Raw genomic sequence first — 22,048 nt, 5'->3', positions numbered from 1 at the left:
CACCATGTCTGCTTTCGGTGAAGTCCTTACCCAGCTCCGTGAAAATCAGCCTCAAGGCTCGTACGGCATTAAGTTCGAGAAACTAATGGTCAACTACTTTCGAACCGATCCCGTCCTTCAGGAGCAGTTCTCGGAAGTCAGCCGCTGGAGCGATTGGGAGTTCAACGGCGGTAAGCAAGACACCGGCATCGACCTTGTTGCCCGGCGCGCCGATGACGACGCGTGGGTTGCCATCCAGTGCAAGTTCTACAAGCCGGATACCTATATTCAGAAGCGTCACCTCGATTCCTTCTTTGAGGCATCCGGACGCTCGTTTACCACAGACAAGGGCACAGAATCCTTCGCACAGCGGATCATCATCTCTACATCGGAGCGATGGTCAAAGAATGCTGAAGCGATGCTGGAGCACCAGCTCATCCCGACCAACCGTATCGGCACGGCAGCGATTGCAGAATCCCCTATCGACTGGGATGTGACCTTCCCGGGTTCTGAGATCGAAATTAACCTCACCCGGCGCGAGGTTTTCTCCCCGCGTCCGCACCAGCAAGAAGCGATCTCGAAGGCTATCGCAGGCTTTGAAACACACGACCGTGGAAAGCTCATCATGGCGTGCGGTACGGGAAAGACGTTTACCGCCCTGCGTCTGGCGGAGCAGTATGCGGAAAACAACGGCGGGCGTGCCCGCGTCCTCTTCCTCGTTCCCTCCATCTCCTTGCTCTCGCAGACGTTAAAAGAATGGACCGCACAGAACCAGGAGCACCTGCCTCTGAAGTCCTACGCAGTCTGTTCGGATACGAAGGTCTCCAAAAAGGCTGAAGACATTGCCTCCTATGACTTGGAGGTTCCGGTCTCTACCAACGGCAAAGACATTGCCGAGCGCACCGCGCAGGGCAAGCGTCGTGCCGGTATCAACGTCATCTTCTCCACGTACCAGTCCATTGAGGCCATTCACGAGGCCCAAGCGGAGTACGGAATGGATGACTTCGATCTCGTGATCTGCGACGAGGCCCACCGCACCACCGGCGTCACCCTCGCAGGCGAAGACGCCTCCAACTTCGTGAAGATTCACGACGAAAAATACATCAAGGCCAGCAAGCGTCTCTACATGACCGCGACTCCCCGCCTGTTCGATGACAACGTCAAGGGCAAGGCCGAGGAGCATTCCGCAGAGCTTGCCTCCATGGATGACGAGGCCATCTACGGCCCAGAGTTCTACCGCCTCGGCTTCGGCGAGGCCGTGGACAAGGGTCTGCTCACCGACTACAAGGTCCTCGTCATGACGGTCGAGGAAGATATCGCCGCTGACGTCCTCGCCGCCAACCCCACCAACGAAATCAACCTCAGCACTGCCTCTGCCATGATCGGCGCGTGGAACGGACTCGCGAAGCGTTCGGGTGCCGAGCAGGACACGAAGTCCGGCTTCGAGGCCAATGCACAACCCATGCGCCGTACCGTCACCTTCGCCAAGGACATCAAGGCCTCGAAGATCATCCAGGAGACCTTCCCCACGCTCATCCGCCAGTACCAAGAGCAGCTCAAGGAGCACGCGGCAACCAACGACGTCAGCCTGCTCAACATCGATCTTCAGGTCGCCGTCGAGCACGTCGATGGCACCATGAACGCCCTCGAGCGCGGCAACAAGATCTCTTGGCTCGAGTCCTCCATCTCCGAGGACGAGACCCGCATCCTTACCAACGCTCGCTGTCTCTCCGAAGGTGTGGACGTCCCCGCCCTCGATAGCGTCATCTTCTTCCACCCACGCAATTCCATGGTCGACGTCGTCCAGTCCGTCGGCCGTGTCATGCGCAAAGCCGAGGGCAAGGACTACGGCTATATCATCCTGCCCGTCGCCATCCCACCGGGAGTCTCCCCGTCCCAGGCGCTCAACGACAACACGCGCTTCCGCGTGGTCTGGCAGATTCTCAACGCCCTGCGCGCCCACGATGACCGCTTCAACGCTAAGGTCAACTCGATTGCGCTCAACGAGAAGGTCGAGCTTCCCATCGTTGTACAGCCCGTGTCGAACCCGAAGCCAGACGATAAGCCTGCCGACGACGATCCGGCCACAGCCAAGAATAGGCTCAATGCTTCCGATGCCTCCCCAACCGGCCAGTCCGAAGCTTCCAGCGAACAGGAACTCACCGCGGAGCAGATGACGCTGTTCTCCCTCGAGGCCTGGCAGGAGGCCATGTACGTCAAGCTGGTTGACAAGGTCGGTACGCGTACTTATTGGGAAGACTGGGCTGACGATGTCGCCACGATCGCCGAGGCACAAATCGCCCGCATCAAGGCACTCATCAATGCCGCGGACGACACCATCCGCAAGGAATTCGAGGTCTTCATCGAGGGCCTGCGCGGGAACCTCAACGACTCGATTACCGAGGACGAAGCGATCAGCATGCTCTCGCAGCACCTGATCACTGCCCCGGTCTTCAACGCGCTGTTCACCGAGCACGACTTCGCCGCGCACAACCCGGTCGCCCGCGTCATGCAGCGCATGGTCGACGCATTGTCCGACGCCAAGCTCGAGTCGGAGACTGAATCCCTCACCAAGTTCTACGAGTCCGTGCGCGTGCGCGCCTCCGAGGTCTCCTCCGCATCTGGCAAACAGCAAGTGATCAAAGACCTCTACGAACGATTCTTCCGCAAAGCCTTCAAGAAGCAGTCCGAGGCCCTCGGCATCGTCTACACTCCAGTCGAAATCGTCGACTTCATCCTCCGCTCCGCCGATCAAATCTCCCGCTGGCACTTCGGCAAGGGCCTTACCGACGAAGGCGTCCACATTCTCGACCCCTTCACCGGCACCGGCACCTTCATGGTCCGACTCCTCCAGTCCGGCCTCATCGAACCCGACGACCTCGTCCGCAAGTACGCAACCGAGCTCCACGCCACCGAGATCATGCTGCTCGCCTACTACGTCGCCGCCGTCAACATCGAGACCACCTACAACGCACTCCAGGCCGAACGCGCCCAACGCAATGGCGAACCCGAGCCCGAGTACGTCCCCTTCGACGGCATCGCACTTGCCGATACCTTCCAGATCCACGAGGAAGGCGACATCCTCGACCTTAAGGTCTTCAAGGAAAACAACGCCGCCATCCAACGGCAAATCGACGCTCCTATCAATATCATCATCGGCAACCCGCCCTACTCCGTGGGCCAGACGAGCGCGAACGATAACAACGCGAACCTCAAGTACCCGACTCTGGACAAGCGTATTGAGGAAACCTTCGTCGCTAATTCCTCCGCGACGAACAAGAACTCGCTCTACGACTCCTACCTCCGTGCTTTCCGTTGGTCCATCGATCGACTCGGTACGCACGGAGTCATGGCGTTCGTGTCCAACGGCGGATGGATAGACAGCAACACCGCCGATGGGGTGCGCCTTTCGCTAGAGGACGAACTCAGCGACATTTACGTGTACAACCTCCGAGGAAACCAACGAACTGCTGGCGAGCAATCGCGCAGAGAGGGAGGAAAGGTCTTCGGCTCTGGAAGCCGTGCCACTGTCTCGATAATTATCGCTGTTAAGCGCGAAATTCCCGATGATGTTTGTATTCATTACCGCGATATTGGCGACTACCTCAGTGCAGACGAAAAACTTGCGATTGTTGATCGCTCCACGCTCGATAATGTCGATTGGCAGATTCTCGAACCAAATGTTTACGGTGACTGGCTCTATCAGCGCGATGAGGACTTCGAGACGTGGCCGGTGCTTGGTGAGAAGAAGGGAAGCTCAACGGAATTCTTCACGAGGTTCTCAGCTGGATTGAAAACCGGCCGTGATGTGTGGGCCAATTCTTGTACGACTGCACAACTCGTAGAAAACATCGGGACACACCTCGCGAACTACTGCCAAGCGCAAGAACTATTGCGAAGCGGTGGGTTTGATGAAAGCAAGCGGGGCGTCGACGCGTTGTTCGCTCAACACCCTGAGTTGGTCGACAGCATGCAAGGTTCGTGGAACCGCAGCTTGAAGCAGGAGTTAGCCCGCGGAACTGAGATTACGGTTGATACGGACCGTGTGTACACCTCGTTGTACCGCCCGTTTTTCAAACAGCGAAGTTACTTTGCGAAAGAACTCAACGACATGGTGTATCAGGTGCCGTCGATGTTCCCGACGCAGCACCATAGAAATATCGGTATCGAGACTTCAGGGGCTAGCAGTCCTTCTGGATGGTCCGTGCTTGCTTCGAATGTGATGCCGGATGTGCAGCTACTCGGAAATGGGCAGTTCTTCCCCCGTTTCACCTGGGAACCCGTGGATGCCGAAGATGGCGGGTTGTTTGGCGAAGGGGCGTCGATAAGCGAAGGCGAGTCCTCGATGTACGGGCAGGTCGGTGAGGTTGTTGCGGGGTATGTGCGCAAGGACAACATCACCGACGAGATCAAGGCGCTCTACCGTGAGGACCTGGGTGCGGATGTCACTGGTGACGATATCTTCCATTTTGTCTACGGCAAGCTGCACGACCCGAATTATCGGGAGGCCTACGCGGCGGATTTGAAGAAGATGCTGCCGCATATCGAAACGCCGACGTCGCGGGCGCGGTTCGACCAGCTGGCTGCCGCCGGCCGGGAGCTCATGGATCTGCATGTGAACTACGAGGACGTGGAGCCGTGGCCGGTCACGGTGGAGGTGAAGGCATCCGCAGACGAGAACGACCGTGAGACGTGGCGTGTGCAGAAGATGAAGTGGGCGAAGAAGAAGGACTCGGAGACGGGGAAGAACGTCGACGACGTTACGACTCTCGTCTACAACAAGTCCGTGACCGTGCGCGACATTCCGGCTGAGGCGGACAAGTACATGCTCGGTTCGCGGTCCGCGCTGGCGTGGATTATTGACCGGTACCAGGTGAAGAAGGACAAGGCATCGGGAATCGTCAACGACCCCAACGACTGGGCTGACGAGATGGGAAATCCGCGGTACATCGTGGACCTCATCGCGAAGGTCACGCGTGTGGCGGTGGAGACTGTACGAATCGTGCAAGGAATCAGGGAAGTTGGTGAAGATAAGTAGCTCTGGGGGACGTGCCATCGATTTAACCGGGGTTGAGTCTGCGCCTCAGTACAGCGCGGGCGCTTCCTCTTTTTAGTCTCTGAAAGAATCATTTCACGGGCACCAATTTTGCTCGGCGAGACAGCGTATGTTTCGCACATGCAGGTGACAGACTGAGGCTAGCTGTATGTCGTAATGTCAGGTAAAATAAGCTCTAACTTTTGACTCAGACCTTCGCCGATTATGAAAGGTGGGCAGATCCATGAATCGTAAAGATGCAGCACGTAAGCGTCTTCTTGAAAACGCTCAAAAGTCCGCCGCCTCTGTCGAAGTACTTAGCGACAACGAACTTGCTACAGCAGCCTACCGTCGGCTTCTCCGCACAATCGATGCTCAATCTGAGCCCCTTGATCCCGATGCTGCGGAAGCGTTTGCTCATGAAGAAATCGCCACTATGCGAATGGAAAAGAGGATCCGTACCGCCTTGGGGGCAGGTAAGTGACCGAAGAGCTTCAACAGATAGCAGCACACAGAAAGTTGCGTCTGGTTGTTGATACTAACCTCTTCATATCGTCTTTGCTGTCACCTCGCGGCTCCGAGCGCGCGCTGATTGAAGCATGTTTCGCAGGAAAATTTGAGTTGCTCTACTGCGAACACCTTCTCCAAGAAATTGAAGACGTTATTTCTAGAGCAAAATTTCGGAAGCGCTTCACTGTAGAAGAAGGCCTATCCCTCATCGATGCCATCATCCTTGTCGGGACAGAGGTTCCGGACCGCGCGGAGCAAAAACTACCGCGAATCTGCGATGACCCCGATGACAATTTCCTTTTCGCTCTCTACGAAGACGGTAACGGAGACCTCCTTGTTAGCGGTGACAAAAAGGTCCTCAAAGCCGCAGCCAGCGCACTTTGGATTACCAGCGCCGATGGCAAAATGGCAGCCACTCTCCTAGAGGATAGGAAGGCTTGGGGATCCGAACTTCTCAGAGGCGATAGTGAGAGCGGATGGGAAGCTATCGAAGCAGCGGGAAATCGGGCTATTTTCAACGCCGCCAATTTCCTATTCGAGGTAGTAGAGGGCATTAAGTCTAAAAAATTTGACCGTGAACTGCTCGCCCAAGCCGTTGTCCCCGGCACCGCAACTGCATGGCTTGAAGACTTCGAATCCGCTCAGTCATTGTTGATGAACCGCGCATTCGGCACTCACCCGATTATCATCTCGCCCGAGATTGTTGCCATCAAACTCATACCTGATCTTGGAGATTCCTACGTCGCACTGCGGCCGACTGCACCGATAGAAAACACCGTTTTCCTCACACTTGAGCGTTGCCCAGACCTTCTCGATAACAAAGGGAACGACGCTCTCGGCCTTGATGGTTGGAGAGCACACAGCATAGGGCCACGATTTTTACAGCCTAATGAAGTCCGGCCTCCAACGGATGCAGTACGCAAGAAGGCAGTTCAATCACTACGCGGTTCGCAAAACTAAGCAAGACCCAGAAAACAGATCACAATGATTTTCGAGCTCTTTGGAGTCTTTCACGCGCACACCTTTCGTTAATTTTTGTGCAAAGATCTCTCTTCAGTTCCTAATCAGCCTTTCGGCTGCAGGCAGGCGTTGCGACCTATATTGTTGAAGGGATTGATTTACGTGCACCATTAGCGAGGGGAGCCGCAGCCGCATGAAGGGCGAAGTTAAACAGGCGTATACCATTTTCGACAGCGTCGAGAAAGAACTCATTATCCCTGTTTATCAACGCAATTACGACTGGTCAAAGAAGCAATGTGAGCGACTATTCGACGACCTAGAAACTCTGATTACGGAGAACAGAGAACGTCACTTCTTCGGCTCTATCGTTGGCAACCCCGAGACATCGTTCAAGTGGGTCGTTATTGATGGCCAACAGCGCCTCACCACGCTGAGTCTCTATATCCTCGCGCTCACGCACCTGTTGGATACCGGTGTCGTAACTTCCGAAGACCCCGAACTCGCGCGGCGGTTGCGTACTAGCTATCTCATGAAAAACAGCTCGACCAATGAACCAAAATTCAAGCTCAAGCCTGTAAAGAACGACGCAACCGCTTACAAGCGTTTGTTCGCTGATGAGTCGATGTTCATCGAGGACAGCAACCTCACGGCAAACTACCGGTACTTCCTCGAGCGGATGACCAAGAGCAAGCTCACCGGCGATCAACTGTGGAACGTCATCGAGAGACTTGACCTCATGATTCTCGATCTAGAGTCGCACGATGATCCACAACGCATCTTCGAATCGCTCAACTCGACAGGCCTTGCGTTGAGCGAAGGCGACAAAATTCGCAATCTCATACTCATGGGCTGCGAGCACCAGTTACAGACGACGCTGTACGAGAACTACTGGAATCCGATGGAGAAGAATATTTGGTACCTCACGGACTGGTTCATCCGCTGGTACCTAACGATCAAATTGTCGCGGACTCCCAAGCGCAACGAGGTCTATGACGAGTTCAAGGCATACTTTAAAAAACAAAGTTCCGATGTCCAGACGGTACTCGGCGACATGTACGAGTATTCCCAAGTCATGCGCGAGATCTGTGGATCAGACACGAAGAATGCCGCACTCGACGCACAGCTCGAACGATTTAATCTCATCCGCGGCGATGTTCAGCTTCCGCTTCTCTTGCCGCTGTATCGCGACGTCAAGCGTGGCACGCTTTCAATAAACGAATTTTCGCGCATCATTCGACTACTGGAGATCCATATTTTCCGCCGGACGGTCGCTTCTGTTCCGACGAACTCGCTCAACAAGATCTACGAGACCATGTACAACGACATGCGGAAGATACGTGGAGAGAAAGACACGGCTTACGACGTGCTCACTTATCTGCTCCGACGCCGCGACGGATCGACCGGACGCATTCCCAGCGACGAAGAATTTAGCGCTGAGTTCCGTACCCGTAATATGTACAACATCCACAAAAACGTGCGGGCTTATCTTTTCGATGTTCTCGAAAACGGAGATTCCAACGATACGAAGGACATCGCAACCGCGCTCGAGAACGGCAATGTCAGTGTCGAACACATTATGCCGCAGACGCTCAATGCGCAGTGGAAAGAAGACCTCGGAGAGAACTTTCAGGAGATTCATCAAACATGGGTGAACCGCATTGGAAACCTCACTGGGACCTGACCCCTGTTTGGTGGACACCTGATATCCAGCCCGGTTGGGTTGGGAAGAAAGGTAATCTACCACCATGCCTAGGTACTCCGAACAGTTCAAACGTGATGCTGTGGCCCTCTACGAAAACAATGAGGACCTCTCACTCCACGCGGCTTCAACAGAGCTTGGAGTCAATCGTTCCTCGCTTTTCTCCTGGCTTCAGCAGTACGGCACCGGCAAACGTGCCCGCACGAAGGCCATGCGCGACAAGGCCCAGGCGACGACTGATTCTGAGCGAATCCGCCAGCTAGAAAACGAAGTCTCTAAGCTGCGCGAAGAACGCGATATTCTGCGCAAGGCCGCGAAATATTTTGCCGAAGAGACACGCTGGTGATCCGCTTCCAGTTTGTCTATGACCACCGAACCGAGTACTCGGTCAAGCGGATGTGCCACGTGTTAAAGCTCAATCGCTCCTCGTTCTACAAATGGGTCAATACCCGCGAAAATCGCAGGTTAAAGATGTGTTCCGATGCCCTTATTGGTGCGAGAATTACAACCATCTTCGATGATGAGCACGGGCTTTATGGTGCCAAACGCATCGCTGCAAGCCTCAACAGTGATACGGATTTCGGCCCGATAAATCACAAGAAGGTCGCACGCATCATGAAATCCATGGGGCTGAAAGGCTTTAGTAAACGGCGTCGATGCATCACCACTAGGCGCAAGCCTGGTCACCGTGTCATGCCAGATTTAGTAGGCCGTACATTCACCGCTGACGAGCCGAACCGTGTGTATGTAGGCGACATTACCTACCTGCCGTGTAAGGGCGGTAAGAACATGTACCTTGCCACGGTCATTGACACCTATTCACGAAAACTTGCAGGTTATGCACTCGCAGACCACATGCGTGTCTCACTGGTCATCGAGGCTTTGTCTCATGCCAGGAAAGTCCGCGGAAGCCTTGACGGGGCTATTTTCCATTCTGATCATGGAAGTGTGTACACTTCACAGGCGTTTAGGGACCACTGCACCCAACTTGGTGTACGCCAATCCATGGGAGCAGTGGGAACTAGTGCCGATAACGCCCTGGCAGAGTCATTTAACGCCACCTTAAAACGTGAAGTTCTACGTGATCGGAAAGTCTTTGACAGTCCAATAAGCTGCCGGCAGGAAGTATTTCGATGGTGCATGCGCTACAACACGCGCAGACGGCACTCCTGGTGCAACCTTCTAGCCCCCGATGACTTCGAAGCACTCACATCAGCTACACTGACCCAAGCAGCATAGCTAACCCCCGACGTGTCTACTTTCCGGGGGTCAGGCCCCTGTCACTGGTTACAACTCCGCGTACTCCAACTCCAATTTCATTACCAAGCGTGACCGTGAGAAAGGCTTCCGAGAAACCGGTTATCGTCTCAATGACGATGTAAAGACGAAGGACAAATGGGACCGGACAGCTATGGAGCAGCGTACCGACGCGCTTTTGCGCCGCGCTCTCAACTACTGGTACCTCCCCAGTTCCGATTTTATCCCCAAGCGCGAAATGCTCCCTACTGAGCCGATGGGCGACGATGCGAACTTCACTGGGCGCTCGATCAGCGCCTTCGAATGGGAAAGCATCAAGATCCCTGTCAAAACCTGGGCCGAGTTCGTCCACATGCTGCTTAAGTTGATGGCCGAACGCTACCGAACGGAACTCATAAACTTCGTCGAACAAGCATCAGGAACTCTCGTGCTTACTAAGTCGGGCTACGCGTACTCGAGCCGAGTACGCGAAGTTGATGCAGGATTGGGCGTCGTCCTGTCTACATCGACCGATCAGAAAATTTCCTTCCTCCGTAGACTCTTCGATCATCTTCAACTAGATACCAATGAGGTCATCCTCACGCTGAGGAAGACAGCAGGCGAATCGCAACGCAACGAGGAAGAAGCCGAATCGACGTACTCTGCACTCACCGTGTTCAAGAGCATGGCGGACGATTTTTGTTCCCAGAACGTCACTCCAGAAGACACGCAGCAATTCGAGAATCAATTTGCTGAAGCGTTAGAGAAGTTCCGTCCGGATGAGCCTGCCGCTGTACTGGGAACGAAACCGCTCTCAGAGCTTGAGACAGCTGAGGGAATTGCAGCGGCCAGCGCCGAGGAGATTATTGCGGCTATCTGTCTAACCTATGACAAGCCGCCGGTGTATTTCCCCAACGCAATGTTCCACGCCATTGCAGACGGACACATGTCAAAGTGGCTTGCGCGAATTGAAGACATTGATACTGCCGTGGACGTGAACCGCTAAAGCGCAAGGCACCACGTTCGTTAGGAACATCGAATCTTCCGATTTATCACTGAAACCGACGCCTCAACTCGACGCCTGACCTCCTCCAAGCCCGAGCCGTTTCTTGAGTCCAGTGCAGTATGCAGCCACGTCAGGTCCCAGTATGTCGGCGCCCTTCGGGGCGAGCAGGCTGCCATCGCCGAGGGCGGTGTGGGCGACAGTGCGGGCGGCATCGGCAAGCGCAATGAGTTGGATGAGCCAATCTTCGACCTTGATGGTGTCGTCTTCCTCGCTCGAGGATGCGGGGTTGAGGACGAACTCCATCCGTTGCGCGGAGTTGACGACCGAGGTGGGAAGATCGGTCTCACGCATGGGCTTTACCTGCGCCGCCTTCGCGACGTAGTACCGGAACTTCGTGACCTCGTGCTTGTCGAGGTTGATGATGGACAGGAAGACGAGATGGCCCACGCCGCTAAGTAACTCGGTGAGGGCCTCGTCATCCGGCGGCATGGGGATGGAGGCGTCGACGCAGACGTCGGTTCCACGTAATGCCTCCTCGAGACCCTCGCCCGTCGCGAGATCCTCGCCGTTGGAACGAGAGACCTCGACAACCCCGTGCTCCTTCAAGTTGGCGGCAATTTCCTTGCCCGCAGTTCCGGTGGCGCCGATGAGTACGAACTTCATGGGGAATCTCCTTGTGAGATTCGTTGTCGACGGGCGCGCCAGTGTACGCGGGCGTTTAACGGACCTGCCGTCCCCTTTGTCGCGATATCGTCTCCCCTACGGCCACGCTCACAATTCCATATCATGCAAGCATGAAGAATTTCCGAGTGTATACACCCGAAAAGTATTCAACGCCCGATTACATCAAGGTAGAAGAAAACATCTACCAGCAAGCACCCGATCGTGAGTACGTCACCTCGCTAAGCTTCGAGCAAGAACCCGAGCTCGGCGAAGGCGACTCACCCCAGGACATTTCCCAGTACCCGCTCGAGGACATCCTCGAGGAGTTCGCAGTACAAATCCAGGACTTCTGCGAAGACCTCAATGACGCCAGTGAGAGCACGTGCTATCTCGAATTCGGTGGTGGTGACGTCGAGCGCATCCGTAAGGTACTGGGGCTCGTAGGCAAGCATGCGTACAACAAAACCGACGAGGACGGTGGAGAAGCGCTCGTTATCGAGTGATGTCTCGCGCGGTAACGGCGTCACGCTTGGAGATGGCTTTCACCATCGCGCGATGTTCCTGCAGTGCAGAATCTTGGCGTCCGGGACTAGTCAACGCCGTGGAAGGCACCTGCGCCATGTGGACCATGAGGCGCTCCAACAGATCGATAAGCACCGGGTTAGGTCGTGTCTGCGATGTCGTGTCTCTTAATTGGGGTTAAGCCAGTCAAACACGGCAAATAGAACCATGCCCCTCGACAGTTGATGGCGTGCTTGTCAATTCGGGTAGCAAGGCCCCTACACTTCTTGGCACGGGGGAAGAATCGCTCGACGACGTTGCGATCTTTGTACCGATTCGCGTCAAGCGAGGGTGTCAGGAAGCTTGGGAGGGCACCATTTCGCGTCGGTGAATGGCGTCATAGACTCCCGTGCGAGTAGAGATTGCGGCGTTTCCGCACCTTCTGCCAAGGTCCGAAACGTTCTGGAAGACCCCGCCATGGGCATCCGACGCGGAACCTGTAGACAATGGCTTCCATGATGGTGCGATTATCGGAAAACGGCCTGCCGACTCTTCCGGCGCTAGAGGGAAGGTGTGGAGCGATGATTTCCTATGCAGTCTCGGGAATCTCGCGGAAATTCTCGGGTCTGCTCATACCGAAAATCTTCCTCACTCACCCTCCATTCATTAAGAGGCACGACTTAGAAGGATCACCGCGCCCAGGGATCGCCATGCAAGCTCTCGCGATAGAACTCCCCTTTCCTAAGAAGAATGTCGCCTCATTACTGGGCACAACACCCGAATCTTTGTCCCGCACGGGCACAGCCAAATCTCCGAAACACATATCGCGGCAGACGCAGCGAAGTGCTAGGAAGTACACCGGATTACATTGGCTTACAGCGAAGTACATCAAAGTACAGTGAAGTACACTGAAGTACATCGAAGTACATTAGTTCTCGGTATGAACCAGTGGAGAAACTCATGGAACGAATCCGTAACCCATTCACCGCCGCCCTCGGCGTTAGTCCGGCAGTTCTTGCCGGCCGTGAGGAAGAGCTCGATCTCATCACCATGGCAATGCTCGGCGGTCCTGGTGCCCACGAACGGGTCAGCGTCGTCAGTGGTGCTCGCGGCAGCGGCAAGACGGTCTTTCTCAACGCTGTCGAAGACCGTGCTTCCCAACTTGGCTGGAGCATCATCTCCGAAACAGCTACACAGGGCGTCGTCGAGCGCATTCGCAATACAGCCGAGCGCAACCTTCAGGAATTCTCCCCAGCGGACAAACGTCGCCTCTCCGGCATTTCAATCGCCGGTATTGGCTCCATCAATTGGGAAACTGATCCAATCTCCCCCACACAATCATCACTGCGTACCGCCCTTACCGCGTTGCTCGACGCCAAGGCACAACTCGATTCCATTACCGGTCAACCGCCCAGCGGCGTGCTGATCACCCTGGACGAGCTCCATTACACAAATCGCGACGAAATCATCGAATTCGCTACAACGATTCAGCACCTCCTCCGGGAGAATCGTGAAATCACAGTCATCATGGCGGGTATCCCCTCGGCTGTGAAGCCCTTGCTTTCTAGTCCGGACGGTTCCAATCCCATCACCTTCCTTCGCCGCGCTAACCGCATCGATCTCGGAGCAATCCCGGATCCCGATGTCAGTTCCGTTCTGGCTGACACTGCGAAAATTGCTAATTTCAGCTGGCACGAGTCAGCTCTGCACACCGCAACTGAAGAAAGCGGCGGCTACCCCTTTTATTTCCAGCTAATTGGGCTGTGGTCCTTTTTTGAGGCCCAAAAGTCTGGTCGCACAAATATCACTGACCAGGACGTCGCTGAGGGCATCAAGCGCGCAACAAATAAGCTCCATCAGCTCGTCCACGAACCCGCCATCGCCGACATCACCCCTGGTGAACGGGATTTCCTCATCGCCCTTGCCCAGTGCGACCTCCCCGCTCGGAATACCGATGTGCTCAGCATCATGGGGACCTCGCCGCAAAACATCAGCAACTACCGGCAAAAGCTCCTAAGCCTCGACCTCGTTATCGAAACGGCAGACCGGAAAATGACCTTCCAACTTCCACGACTCGAGGACTATCTCCTAAGCATTCAAGGGAAATAGACTCCTGATGCGCCCTACGCCGCAGATCACTCGGGGCATCGGAAAGCTCTGCTTACAGCTCCCCCAGCCGCACAAGCGCCTCCTCGGTCGGCGACCCAGCAGAGGCGGCCACGGGTGCGAGCGTACACACGCTCTTTTCACGCCGCGCACTATGCCTATGATGAGATAAAACGACGTCTACCTTCTCTCACTCATGACCGCATTCTCACTCAATTTCAAGCGCTGGGAGATCGACTCCAACTCCCCTGTCGCTCCTCTCGTCGGTACGAGGTTCCGGCGCGGAATCTATATTCTGGAATTCACTAACGGGGAACGCTACGTCGGTCTTACCGAAAACATCGTCCAACGTTTCCGTACCCACGCGCATGGTTCGAAGCATCACCCCGCATGGACGGATATTTCTGCGCTCCGATTCGCCCGTGTTCCCCAGAAAGAGGCCCTCGGCCCGCTCGAGCAAACCATGATTGCCGAGCAGCTAAACGAGCGGCAACGCCTTCGAAATCGCACGTTTAACTTTGACTCGAACGAGCACAGACCGCTGGATTTCACAATCAGCGTCGAGGAGCAACAGCACTGGATTCAAGAAACCTGGGGCCGCGAGGCCTATAACTTTAGCGAGTTTCCCAATCTCGGGCCGCTCCCGAGCCCTAAAGTCCAACGTTCCACCGACGCAGCAACGTATGCCAAGATCCTGGCTGATCTCTCCTTCGCGCTGTCCGATATCATTCCGCTCGCGCCGGATACCGAGAAAGAGTTCTGGACGCTGACCGATCTCCCTTCAACGAATAGCAACAGCCGGTACGCCGCTATCAATACTGGCGTGGTGGAAATGCTCGTCCTGCACAACGACGAGTTCTACCCGGAGGTCGGCGTCGACCATCTACCGGGGCCTTCCGGTTACCTCAACGTCTCGCCCGGTGACGAGGACACCAACGATTTCATCACGGCCATGCGCAAAGCCAAGAAGCCCGGTCAGATGCCCATCCAGTTCTCGGTTCTTCGTTACAAGCCGATTGAAGCGGTTCCCGTCTTCTATCCCCTCGGCAAGCTCAGCGACGTTATGCACGAGCGCCCCGAGTTGCTGCAGGCGGCGCGCGAATTCGCCGTGAAGAATATGCGCTATCGCAACGGTGGGCTCTTCCGACGCTTCCATAGCCGCGCGCTCACGGACGCGGTGTACCAGCATCTCATCGATGTCGGAGAGACGACAAAGCGCGGCTAGAACGAGGATGCACCGGCGCCGGCGACGCCGAGCACCACGAGCTCCGCGACCGCGATGGGATCGTCGAGGTCAATCTCGAGAATCTCGGCGGCGTCGGCAATGCGCTTGCGCACGGTGTGTCGGTGGGTATTTAGCGCATCAGCGGTGCGCACATAGTGCCCGCCGTTGCGCAGATAGGCCTGCAGCGTCTGTTCATACTCGCTGCCGTGGGCCGCGTCGTACTCGCGCAACTTACCCCAGGTTTCAGCGAAGCGGTGGGCGACGGCGGCACCAACGGCTTCATCGCCTAGCCAATTGAGCGTGCGCGACTCGGGGCCCACGAGCGCGCCAGGTTGCAAGCCGAATGCGACTTTCTCCAAGTCACGGACAGTGGATTCGCGCAGGCGCGACCACTCGAGGGGTGAGCCAACGACAATGCGTTTGCCGCCGCGGATGTCGAGGAGGAGTTCCTGAATATTGCGCATGGAACGGTTGCCGCGCAGCAGGAATAACCAGGTGAGGTCATCGACCTCCACGGCGAAGAGCAGGCGGCCTTGTTCCGCGAGATTGCGGTCAAGCGCCTCAATGAAGCGCGCATGCGCTCGTGCCGACTCGGATTTGACGAGGACCGGACGGACTTTGCCTTCCGTATCGCTGGCTTGGCGGAAGATGCGTTGCATCGATTCGTCGCGGCCTGTGAGACCAAGCTGCATAGACACGGCCAGCGTGGTGAGCTCGCGCTGTGCGCGACGCAGCTCCTGTGGGCGTCGAATGATGAGCTCAGCGAGGCCGGCGGCGTGTTTGAGCAAGGCGCGCTGATTGGCGTCGAAGTAGTGGTCGGCTATGGCCACGAGACCATGCGTATCATTGCCGCTCGGAGAAAGACGGTGCGCCAGAACATTGATTTCGCCCACCTTGCCGGCGATGCCAAAACCACGATGACGCGCGTCATCGATAACGTGGGTGAGCTCGACGTTTTCAAAGCCAGGCAAGACCGCCGCTGCAGACACACGCCCGTCCAAGTCCACAAGACAAACGCTCGCGTCGAGGGCCTGCGCCGTGCGGGTGACGAGCCCGTTCAGGCCCTGGCCGGCCGCGAGGTTGAGACAGCCTTGGAGCTCAAGAAGAACCTCGAGACGGCGCTCACGGCGTTGCGCGAGCTCGCGGTGCACGGCCGTGGAGACCGAAATAAACGGCACGTCAAGGGGGATGGTGAGAAGGGAGACGTCGTGGGCGAGGGCGGCGTCGGCAAGCTCGTGCGGGACCTCGGGGAAGACGACGCCCACGCCGAAGCCAATGCCGGCAGCCCCGGCGGCAGAAAGGCGGGCGACATAGTCACTGAAAGCCTCCGGATGATCGCGAAAAGCGATGCCGGTGAGCAAAACGAGGGTGCCCTCACCGACATATTTTTCGGGATTTTCAAGCTCGCACGGGTGCACCATGCCAAAAGAACGGCCCGAATCATGGACCACGCGCAGACCCAAATTTCGACGGCTTGCAAGCCACGAAATTGACAGCATATCGCCCATTTCTGCATCCGCGTGCGCTACTGACCGCGTCATCACACCTCACCTTCCTATATACATCGTGTACAAATTGGCGTTTTCATTTCGACACAATGTTTATATGCCACGCTACACTCCGTCGGCACAATGACTTCCATCACATTTCAATTTGACTCGAAGGAGTGACATGCAGGACTTCAATCACCGCATTCCGCAAGAGCGGAAAGTTGTGACCACCATCCCTGGCCCGCGCAGCCAAGAACTCGAGGAGCAGCGCGAGCAAGAGCTCGCCCGTGGCCTCGTGCCGGGCTTGCCTGCGTACATCGTGGACGGTGACGGCGGCGTCCTCGTGGACGTCGATGGCAACTCCTTCATCGACTTCGCCTCGGGCATCGCGGTGACCACCGTCGGCGCGTCCAACCCGCGCGTGACCGCGGCCATCGCTGAGGCGGCGTCGCACCTCACCCACACCTGCTTTCTCAATGCGCCCTACGAGGGATTCCTTCAGGTCTCGAAGAAGCTCAACGAACTAACCCCGGGCGACCACGAAAAGAAGACCGCACTGTTTTCGACCGGCGCGGAGGCCATTGAGAACGCCGTGAAGATTGCACGTAACTACACGGGCAAGAACCGCATCGTCGTCTTCGACGGCGCGTTCCACGGCCGCACGAACCTCACCATGACGATGACGGCGAAGAACAAGCCGTACAAGTCTGGCTTTGGCACCCTCGCCTCTGATATCTACCGCGTGCAGGGTTCCTACCCGCTGCGCGACGGCCTGAGCGGCGCAGACGCGGCGGAGCGCACCATCCGCTCCATCGAGCAGGTCATTGGCGCGGAGGACATCGCAGCACTTGTCATCGAGCCGCTGCAGGGCGAGGGCGGCTTCATCGAGCCAGCCGAGGGCTTCCTTCCGGCGCTGCTGGAGTGGTGCCGCGCGAACGACGTCGTCTTCGTCGCAGACGAGATTCAGGCCGGCATGTGCCGCACGGGCGACTGGTTCGCGAGCAATCACGAGGGCCTCGTCCCGGACCTCATCACCACGGCAAAGGGCGTAGGCGGCGGCATGCCGCTGTCAGCCGTCACCGGCCGTGCCGAAATCATGGACGCACCGGGACCGGGCTCCCTGGGCGGCACGTACGCCGGCAACCCGGTGGCGTGCGCGGCCTCGCTCGCGGCCATCGCAGAGATGGAGGAGCACGACCTCGCCGGCCGTGCCCGCGAGATCGAGTCCATTATCCGCGAGGTCCTCGAGCCACTCACCGAGCTTCCCACCGTCGCCGAGGTCCGCGGCCGCGGCGCGATGATCGCCCTCGAGTTCGTCGATGAGAACGGTCGCCCGAACCCGGCTCTCACCTCCGCCGTCGCGAGCGCCTGCAAGGAGCAGGGCGTTCTCATCCTCACCTGTGGTCTGGACGGCAACGTCATCCGCCTCCTGCCGCCACTGGTCATCAACGAGTCCACCCTGCGTGACGGCCTCGAAGTGCTCGCCGCAGAAATCCGTAAGAACTAAAACACACCCCACCTACCCTCCAAGGAGAACTAACATGTCTGACAACCACATCTACGACTGCGTCATCCTCGGCACCGGCTACGGCGGACTCGGCATGGGCGCCCAGCTCGCCAAGGACAACCTCGAGAACTTCCTCATCCTCGAGGCGGCGGACGAGGTCGGCGGCGTGTGGCGCGATAACACGTATCCGGGTGCCGCCTGCGATACTCAGGCTCTCATTTACTGCTACTCCTACTTCCTCAACCTCGGCGTGTCCCGCATGTTCGCCGGCCAAGACGAGATGCTCGGCTATCTCAAGGCGCTCGCCACCGAGTTCGGCCTCTACGAGCACATCAAGTTCAACAACCGCATCGTCCGCTCCGAGTGGAACGAGGAGCTCAAGGCCTGGGAGATCGCCACCTCCACCGGCGACATCTACTACGGCCGCGTCTTTGTGGGCGCCTGGGGCCAGCTCTCCAAGCCGAAGGTTCCGGATTTCGCTGGCCGCGACTCCTTCGAGGGAGTACAGTTCCACTCCGCTGAGTGGGACCACACCGTCGACCTCAAGGGCAAGAACGTCGCCGTGGTGGGCAACGCGGCATCGGCTGTCCAGCTCGTGCCGGAGGTCGCTAAGGAGGCCGGACACCTCGCCGTCTTCCAGCGCTCCGCGAACTACATCCTGCCGCGTAACCAGGTCATCTTCACCGACGAGGAGCTACGCGAATTCCAGGAGAACCCGGAGTCTTACCGCGCCATTCGCCAGGAGATCCACGACACCCGCGAGGACGGCTTCGAGCGCACCCGCAAGGGCACCGACGCCGCTCAAGAAGGCGTCGAGCAGGCCATGGAGCACCTCACTTCCCAGGTCAACGACCCGGAGCTGGTAAAGAAGCTCACCCCGACCTTCGCGTTCGGCTGCAAGCGCATCCTGCGCTCCGATGACTTCTACCCGACTTTCAACCGCGACAACGTCTCGCTGGTCACCGAGGGCATCGAGGAAATCACCCCGAAGGGTATCCGCACCGCAGACGGCGTGGAGCACGAGTTCGACGTCATCATCTACGCCACCGGCTTCTACTCCCAGGAGTTCCAGGGAGACCTACCGGTCATCGGCCGAGGTGGCCTCGACCTGCGCGAGCGCTGGGGCAACGCGCCGGAGGCCTACCTGGGCATGACCGTAGACGGCTTCCCCAACTTCTTCATGCTCTACGGCCCGAACACGAACCTCAACCACCACTCAGTTGTGGCCATGCTCGAGGAGCAGGACAAGTACATTCGCCAGGCCGTGGAGTTCCTGCGCGGCAACCCGGACAAGGTCCTCGATGTCGACCCACAGGTCCTGCGCGAGTTCAATGACCGCATCCAGGCTGACCTCAACGAGTCCGCGTTCTCCGCTGACTGCTCCTCCTGGTACAAGAACGAGGACGGCAAGGTCATCAACAACTGGTCCGGCAACGTTGCCGAGTACCAGGACCTCACCCGCACCCTCGAGCTGGCTGACTACGGGGTGGCCTAATGCACACGCTCGCTGACGAATTCACTGGCCGCCCCATCACGGAGGACGCATGGAAGTCCGTGGGTCCCTTCCGCGCCGGAGGCGGGGTCCCCTTTCACCACATTGAGATCCCCACGGTGCGCGAGAACTACGTGGCTTCGACCGCGCAGAACGGTCTCTCGGAAGAAACGGAGCCTTTCACGCAGGACTTCGAGGTAGGCGAGTTTCGGGTACGTCTCACGGACCCGCGTCCCGACAGCGAGCGTGACGCCGCCACCCCCGCAATCCTATTCATCCATGGCGGTGGCTGGCTCATGGGCAACCTGGACACGCACCACTCTGCGGTGCGCCGCCTCGCGGTCGAGTCCGGGCTGCCGGCGGTGGCGGTCGATTATCGGCTCGCGCCGGAGCACCTCTACCCCGCGGCCATCGATGACTGCCGCGCCGCGTTGCGCTGGCTTTCCGACGCCTCCGCTCCGCACGGTCTGCACGTCACCAACGTCGCCATCGCGGGTGACTCGGCCGGTGGTCAACTCACGGCCATCCTGGCGAACGAGTTTTCCGGGGACGACTCCGTCGCCCCCATCTCCAGCCAGGTGCTCATCTATCCCATCACGGATATCTCGGATGAGCGCACGGAGTCTGGTGCCTCGTACCAGCGCGTGACCGAGGGCTTCCCCATGGTGGCGGAGACCATGCGCTGGTTCATCCGGACCTACCTGCCGGAGGGCCAGGACAAGACGGTCGCCGACCTGTCCCCGCTGCTCCACGAGCTGCCGGAGAATCTGCCTCCCGCCTACGTCATTACGGTGGACAATGACCCGCTCGCGGACGAGGGCGGCGAGTACGCCCTCAAGTTGGCCAAGGCCGGCTGTGACGTCCGGTACGAGCACCTGCGCGGGTACCACCACGGCCTGTTCACGTCTGCCGGCGTGATGCAGCGTGGCGAGGAAGGCCTGAGCGACATCGCGAAGTTCATCGCCGTCCACGCTCGCGCGCACGCGTAGCCCCGAAGCCCCAGTGTGAAGTGCTTCTTCACACTGGGGTTTTCGTGAACCAAACTCTAGGAATTTCCCTTCACTCCTCCCTACAATCAAATATCTATCGACCGAAAGGTAAACCAATGATTCAACGAGCTTTAGGCATCTCCATGGCCTTCATTGGCGTCCTCGTCGGCGCGAGCTTCGCCTCCGGCCGCGAGGCCCTCCAATACTTCGTCGCGTTCGGCAACTGGGGCATTGTTGGCGCTATCGTGACGTCCATCTGCGTCATGATTGCCGGCATCTCCATGCTGCAGCTGGGCAGCTACCACCGCGCGAAGGACCACAACTCGGTGTTCACGGTCATCTCCGGCCCCGTGACCTCCCGCGTCCTCGACATCGCGACGATGACGTGTCTATTCTGCATCGGCTTCGCCATGTTCGCGGGCGCCGGGTCCAATATGAAGCAGCAGTTCGGTTGGGACATCTGGATCGGCGCGGGCATCATGCTGGCCCTCGTCCTGCTCACCGGCCTCCTCGACGTGGACAAGGTCACCAAGGTCATCGGCGCCGTCACTCCGTTCATCATTGTGCTCATCTCCATCGGCACGATGTACACCATCTTCACCGCGCAGCCCGACTTCGCGCACCTCAACGAGCAGGCACAGGAGATTCCCACGACGCTGCCCAACTGGTGGGTCTCGGCCATCAACTCGGTCGGCCTCCAGGTCATCGTCGTCGTGTCCATGGCCATCGTCATCGGCGGCAACTTCCTCGACTCCCGCGAGGTCGGCCTCGGCGGCGTCATCGGCGGCTTCATCTTCCTCTTCCTCCTCGCCGTGCTCGTCGGCTCCATGTACATCTCCGTCGACACCGTCCTGGAGACGGACATGCCCACCCTCGCTATGGTCACCAAGATTCACCCGGCGCTCGGTACGCTCATGGCGTTTGCCATCTACGGCATGATCTACAACACGGCCATCGGCATGTTCTATGCCTTGGCCAAACGCCTCACCCGCGGCCACCGTCAGCACTTCTACAAGGTCTACGTCGCCATCGTCCTCGTCGGCTTCGTCCTGTCCTTCATCGGCTTCTCTGAGCTCATCGGCTGGGTCTACCCAATCCTGGGCTACATGGGCATCCTCTGCATGTTCGTCATCGGTTGGTCCTGGTGGAAGCACCGCCGCGAGCTCGAGAGCGAGACCCAGCTGCGCCGCCGCGCCCGCGAGCTCATGGCCAAGCGCTTCGAAGGCGAAGAAGCACTCACGCAGGACGAGGAGCAGGAGATCATCGCCATCGCCCGCATCTCCAACATCCCGGAGCACACCTTCATCGAAGAAATCGCTACGGAGATCAACGCCCGCGAGGACATCACCGTCGCCTCGACGCTCCCGCTGTCCACTGCGGATGACAGCGTCGACATCGCCGACCTCGAGTCCGCGGCCTCCGTCAACGACATGAAGGCCGCCGAGAAGAAGGCGCACACCCGCCCTTAGACACGCCAAGCCACCCGCTTCCCCTCGTGGGGAGCGGGTCTTTCGCGTTGTAGTGGCGGTTGCTGGCGCTAGTTACACGGCACGGCGGGGCCGAATTCCCGCCGCTTGTAAATCCACCCGTCCTCGCCCTTGCAGTAGACGTCGCCGTCTCTCTTTTTCATGTTGTGGTATTTGCACAGCA

16 protein-coding genes and 1 pseudogene are annotated in these 22,048 nt (G+C 58.0%); 13 read left to right on the top strand and 4 right to left on the bottom strand.

The window, feature by feature from the left end; all coding sequences use genetic code 11:
* The first annotated feature begins 4 nt into the window (after positions 1-4).
* The 6 genes and pseudogenes from CHU71_RS05870 to CHU71_RS05845 form a co-directional block, all read left to right on the top strand.
* Positions 5-5,017, top strand: a complete 5,013-nt coding sequence (locus CHU71_RS05870; protein WP_147760461.1) for a DEAD/DEAH box helicase — start codon at positions 5-7, stop codon at positions 5,015-5,017.
* A gap of 241 nt (positions 5,018-5,258) precedes the next feature.
* Positions 5,259-5,498 (top strand): hypothetical protein, encoded by a 240-nt coding sequence (locus CHU71_RS05865; protein ID WP_005529127.1) that lies wholly within the window; start codon positions 5,259-5,261, stop codon positions 5,496-5,498.
* Positions 5,495-6,484 carry a putative toxin-antitoxin system toxin component, PIN family gene (locus CHU71_RS05860; RefSeq protein ID WP_101504901.1) on the top strand — a complete coding sequence of 330 codons (990 nt, stop codon included), beginning with the start codon at positions 5,495-5,497 and terminating at the stop codon, positions 6,482-6,484. The genes CHU71_RS05865 and CHU71_RS05860 overlap by 4 nt, the downstream gene beginning before the upstream one ends.
* A gap of 193 nt (positions 6,485-6,677) precedes the next feature.
* The gene (locus tag CHU71_RS05855) at positions 6,678-8,165 is read left to right on the top strand and encodes a DUF262 domain-containing protein (RefSeq protein ID WP_147760460.1); all 1,488 of its coding nucleotides are present in this window, start codon (positions 6,678-6,680) and stop codon (positions 8,163-8,165) included.
* Between the two features lie 64 nt (positions 8,166-8,229).
* A protein-coding gene (locus tag CHU71_RS05850) for an IS3 family transposase (RefSeq protein ID WP_370450494.1) occupies positions 8,230-9,422 on the top strand; the annotation gives its coding sequence in 2 pieces (ribosomal slippage) (positions 8,230-8,512 and positions 8,512-9,422; 1,194 coding nt in all).
* Between the two features lie 58 nt (positions 9,423-9,480).
* Positions 9,481-10,425, top strand: a pseudogene (locus CHU71_RS05845) (hypothetical protein); the annotation flags it as partial.
* Positions 10,426-10,488: 63 nt separating this feature from the next.
* Here CHU71_RS05845 and CHU71_RS05840 read toward each other — a convergent pair.
* Positions 10,489-11,088 (bottom strand): SDR family oxidoreductase, encoded by a 600-nt coding sequence (locus CHU71_RS05840; RefSeq protein WP_101504898.1) that lies wholly within the window; start codon positions 11,086-11,088, stop codon positions 10,489-10,491.
* Positions 11,089-11,219: 131 nt separating this feature from the next.
* Between CHU71_RS05840 and CHU71_RS05835 the strand changes: the two genes are divergently transcribed.
* Complete coding sequence (locus CHU71_RS05835; RefSeq protein WP_101504897.1) at positions 11,220-11,591, top strand: hypothetical protein; 372 nt, start codon at positions 11,220-11,222, stop codon at positions 11,589-11,591.
* Here the strand turns inward: CHU71_RS05835 and CHU71_RS05830 are convergent.
* The gene (locus CHU71_RS05830; RefSeq protein ID WP_080972411.1) at positions 11,581-11,745 is read right to left on the bottom strand and encodes an FCD domain-containing protein; all 165 of its coding nucleotides are present in this window, start codon (positions 11,743-11,745) and stop codon (positions 11,581-11,583) included. The two genes, CHU71_RS05835 and CHU71_RS05830, sit on opposite strands and share 11 nt — an antisense overlap.
* Before the next feature lie 241 nt (positions 11,746-11,986).
* Entirely contained in the window at positions 11,987-12,172 is a 186-nt protein-coding gene (locus tag CHU71_RS13180) for a transposase (protein WP_362896820.1), read from the bottom strand.
* 377 nt (positions 12,173-12,549) lie between these two features.
* On the opposite strand from CHU71_RS13180, the gene CHU71_RS05815 reads away from it, so the two are divergent.
* Positions 12,550-13,698: an ATP-binding protein gene (locus CHU71_RS05815; RefSeq protein WP_101504894.1), complete on the top strand. Its 1,149-nt coding sequence runs from the start codon at positions 12,550-12,552 to the stop codon at positions 13,696-13,698.
* 193 nt (positions 13,699-13,891) lie between these two features.
* A complete protein-coding gene (locus CHU71_RS05810) occupies positions 13,892-14,920 on the top strand; it encodes a GIY-YIG nuclease family protein (RefSeq protein ID WP_101504893.1) in 1,029 nt (342 codons plus the stop codon).
* On the opposite strand, the gene CHU71_RS05805 is transcribed toward CHU71_RS05810, so the two are convergent.
* The gene (locus CHU71_RS05805) at positions 14,917-16,461 is read right to left on the bottom strand and encodes a PucR family transcriptional regulator ligand-binding domain-containing protein (RefSeq protein WP_223197501.1); all 1,545 of its coding nucleotides are present in this window, start codon (positions 16,459-16,461) and stop codon (positions 14,917-14,919) included. The two genes, CHU71_RS05810 and CHU71_RS05805, sit on opposite strands and share 4 nt — an antisense overlap.
* A gap of 130 nt (positions 16,462-16,591) precedes the next feature.
* Here CHU71_RS05805 and gabT point away from each other — a divergent pair, with 130 nt between their 5' ends.
* The 4 genes from gabT to CHU71_RS05785 all read left to right on the top strand — a co-directional run bounded on the left by gabT (position 16,592) and on the right by CHU71_RS05785 (position 21,867).
* Positions 16,592-17,917, top strand: coding sequence for a 4-aminobutyrate--2-oxoglutarate transaminase (gene gabT, locus CHU71_RS05800; protein WP_101504892.1), 1,326 nt, complete (start codon positions 16,592-16,594; stop codon positions 17,915-17,917).
* 34 nt (positions 17,918-17,951) lie between these two features.
* The gene (locus CHU71_RS05795) at positions 17,952-19,412 is read left to right on the top strand and encodes an NAD(P)/FAD-dependent oxidoreductase (RefSeq protein ID WP_101504891.1); all 1,461 of its coding nucleotides are present in this window, start codon (positions 17,952-17,954) and stop codon (positions 19,410-19,412) included.
* A complete protein-coding gene (locus CHU71_RS05790) occupies positions 19,412-20,398 on the top strand; it encodes an alpha/beta hydrolase (protein ID WP_100087135.1) in 987 nt (328 codons plus the stop codon). The genes CHU71_RS05795 and CHU71_RS05790 overlap by 1 nt, the downstream gene beginning before the upstream one ends.
* Before the next feature lie 116 nt (positions 20,399-20,514).
* Positions 20,515-21,867: a hypothetical protein gene (locus CHU71_RS05785; protein WP_147760457.1), complete on the top strand. Its 1,353-nt coding sequence runs from the start codon at positions 20,515-20,517 to the stop codon at positions 21,865-21,867.
* Positions 21,868-22,048 lie beyond the last annotated feature (181 nt).

It is taken from the genome of Corynebacterium sp. LK14, assembly GCF_008042215.1.
GTDB lineage: Bacteria > Actinomycetota > Actinomycetes > Mycobacteriales > Mycobacteriaceae > Corynebacterium > Corynebacterium striatum.
The sequence above is the reverse complement of the archived record's forward strand: the minus strand, read 5'-3'. Positions and strand labels throughout refer to the sequence as shown.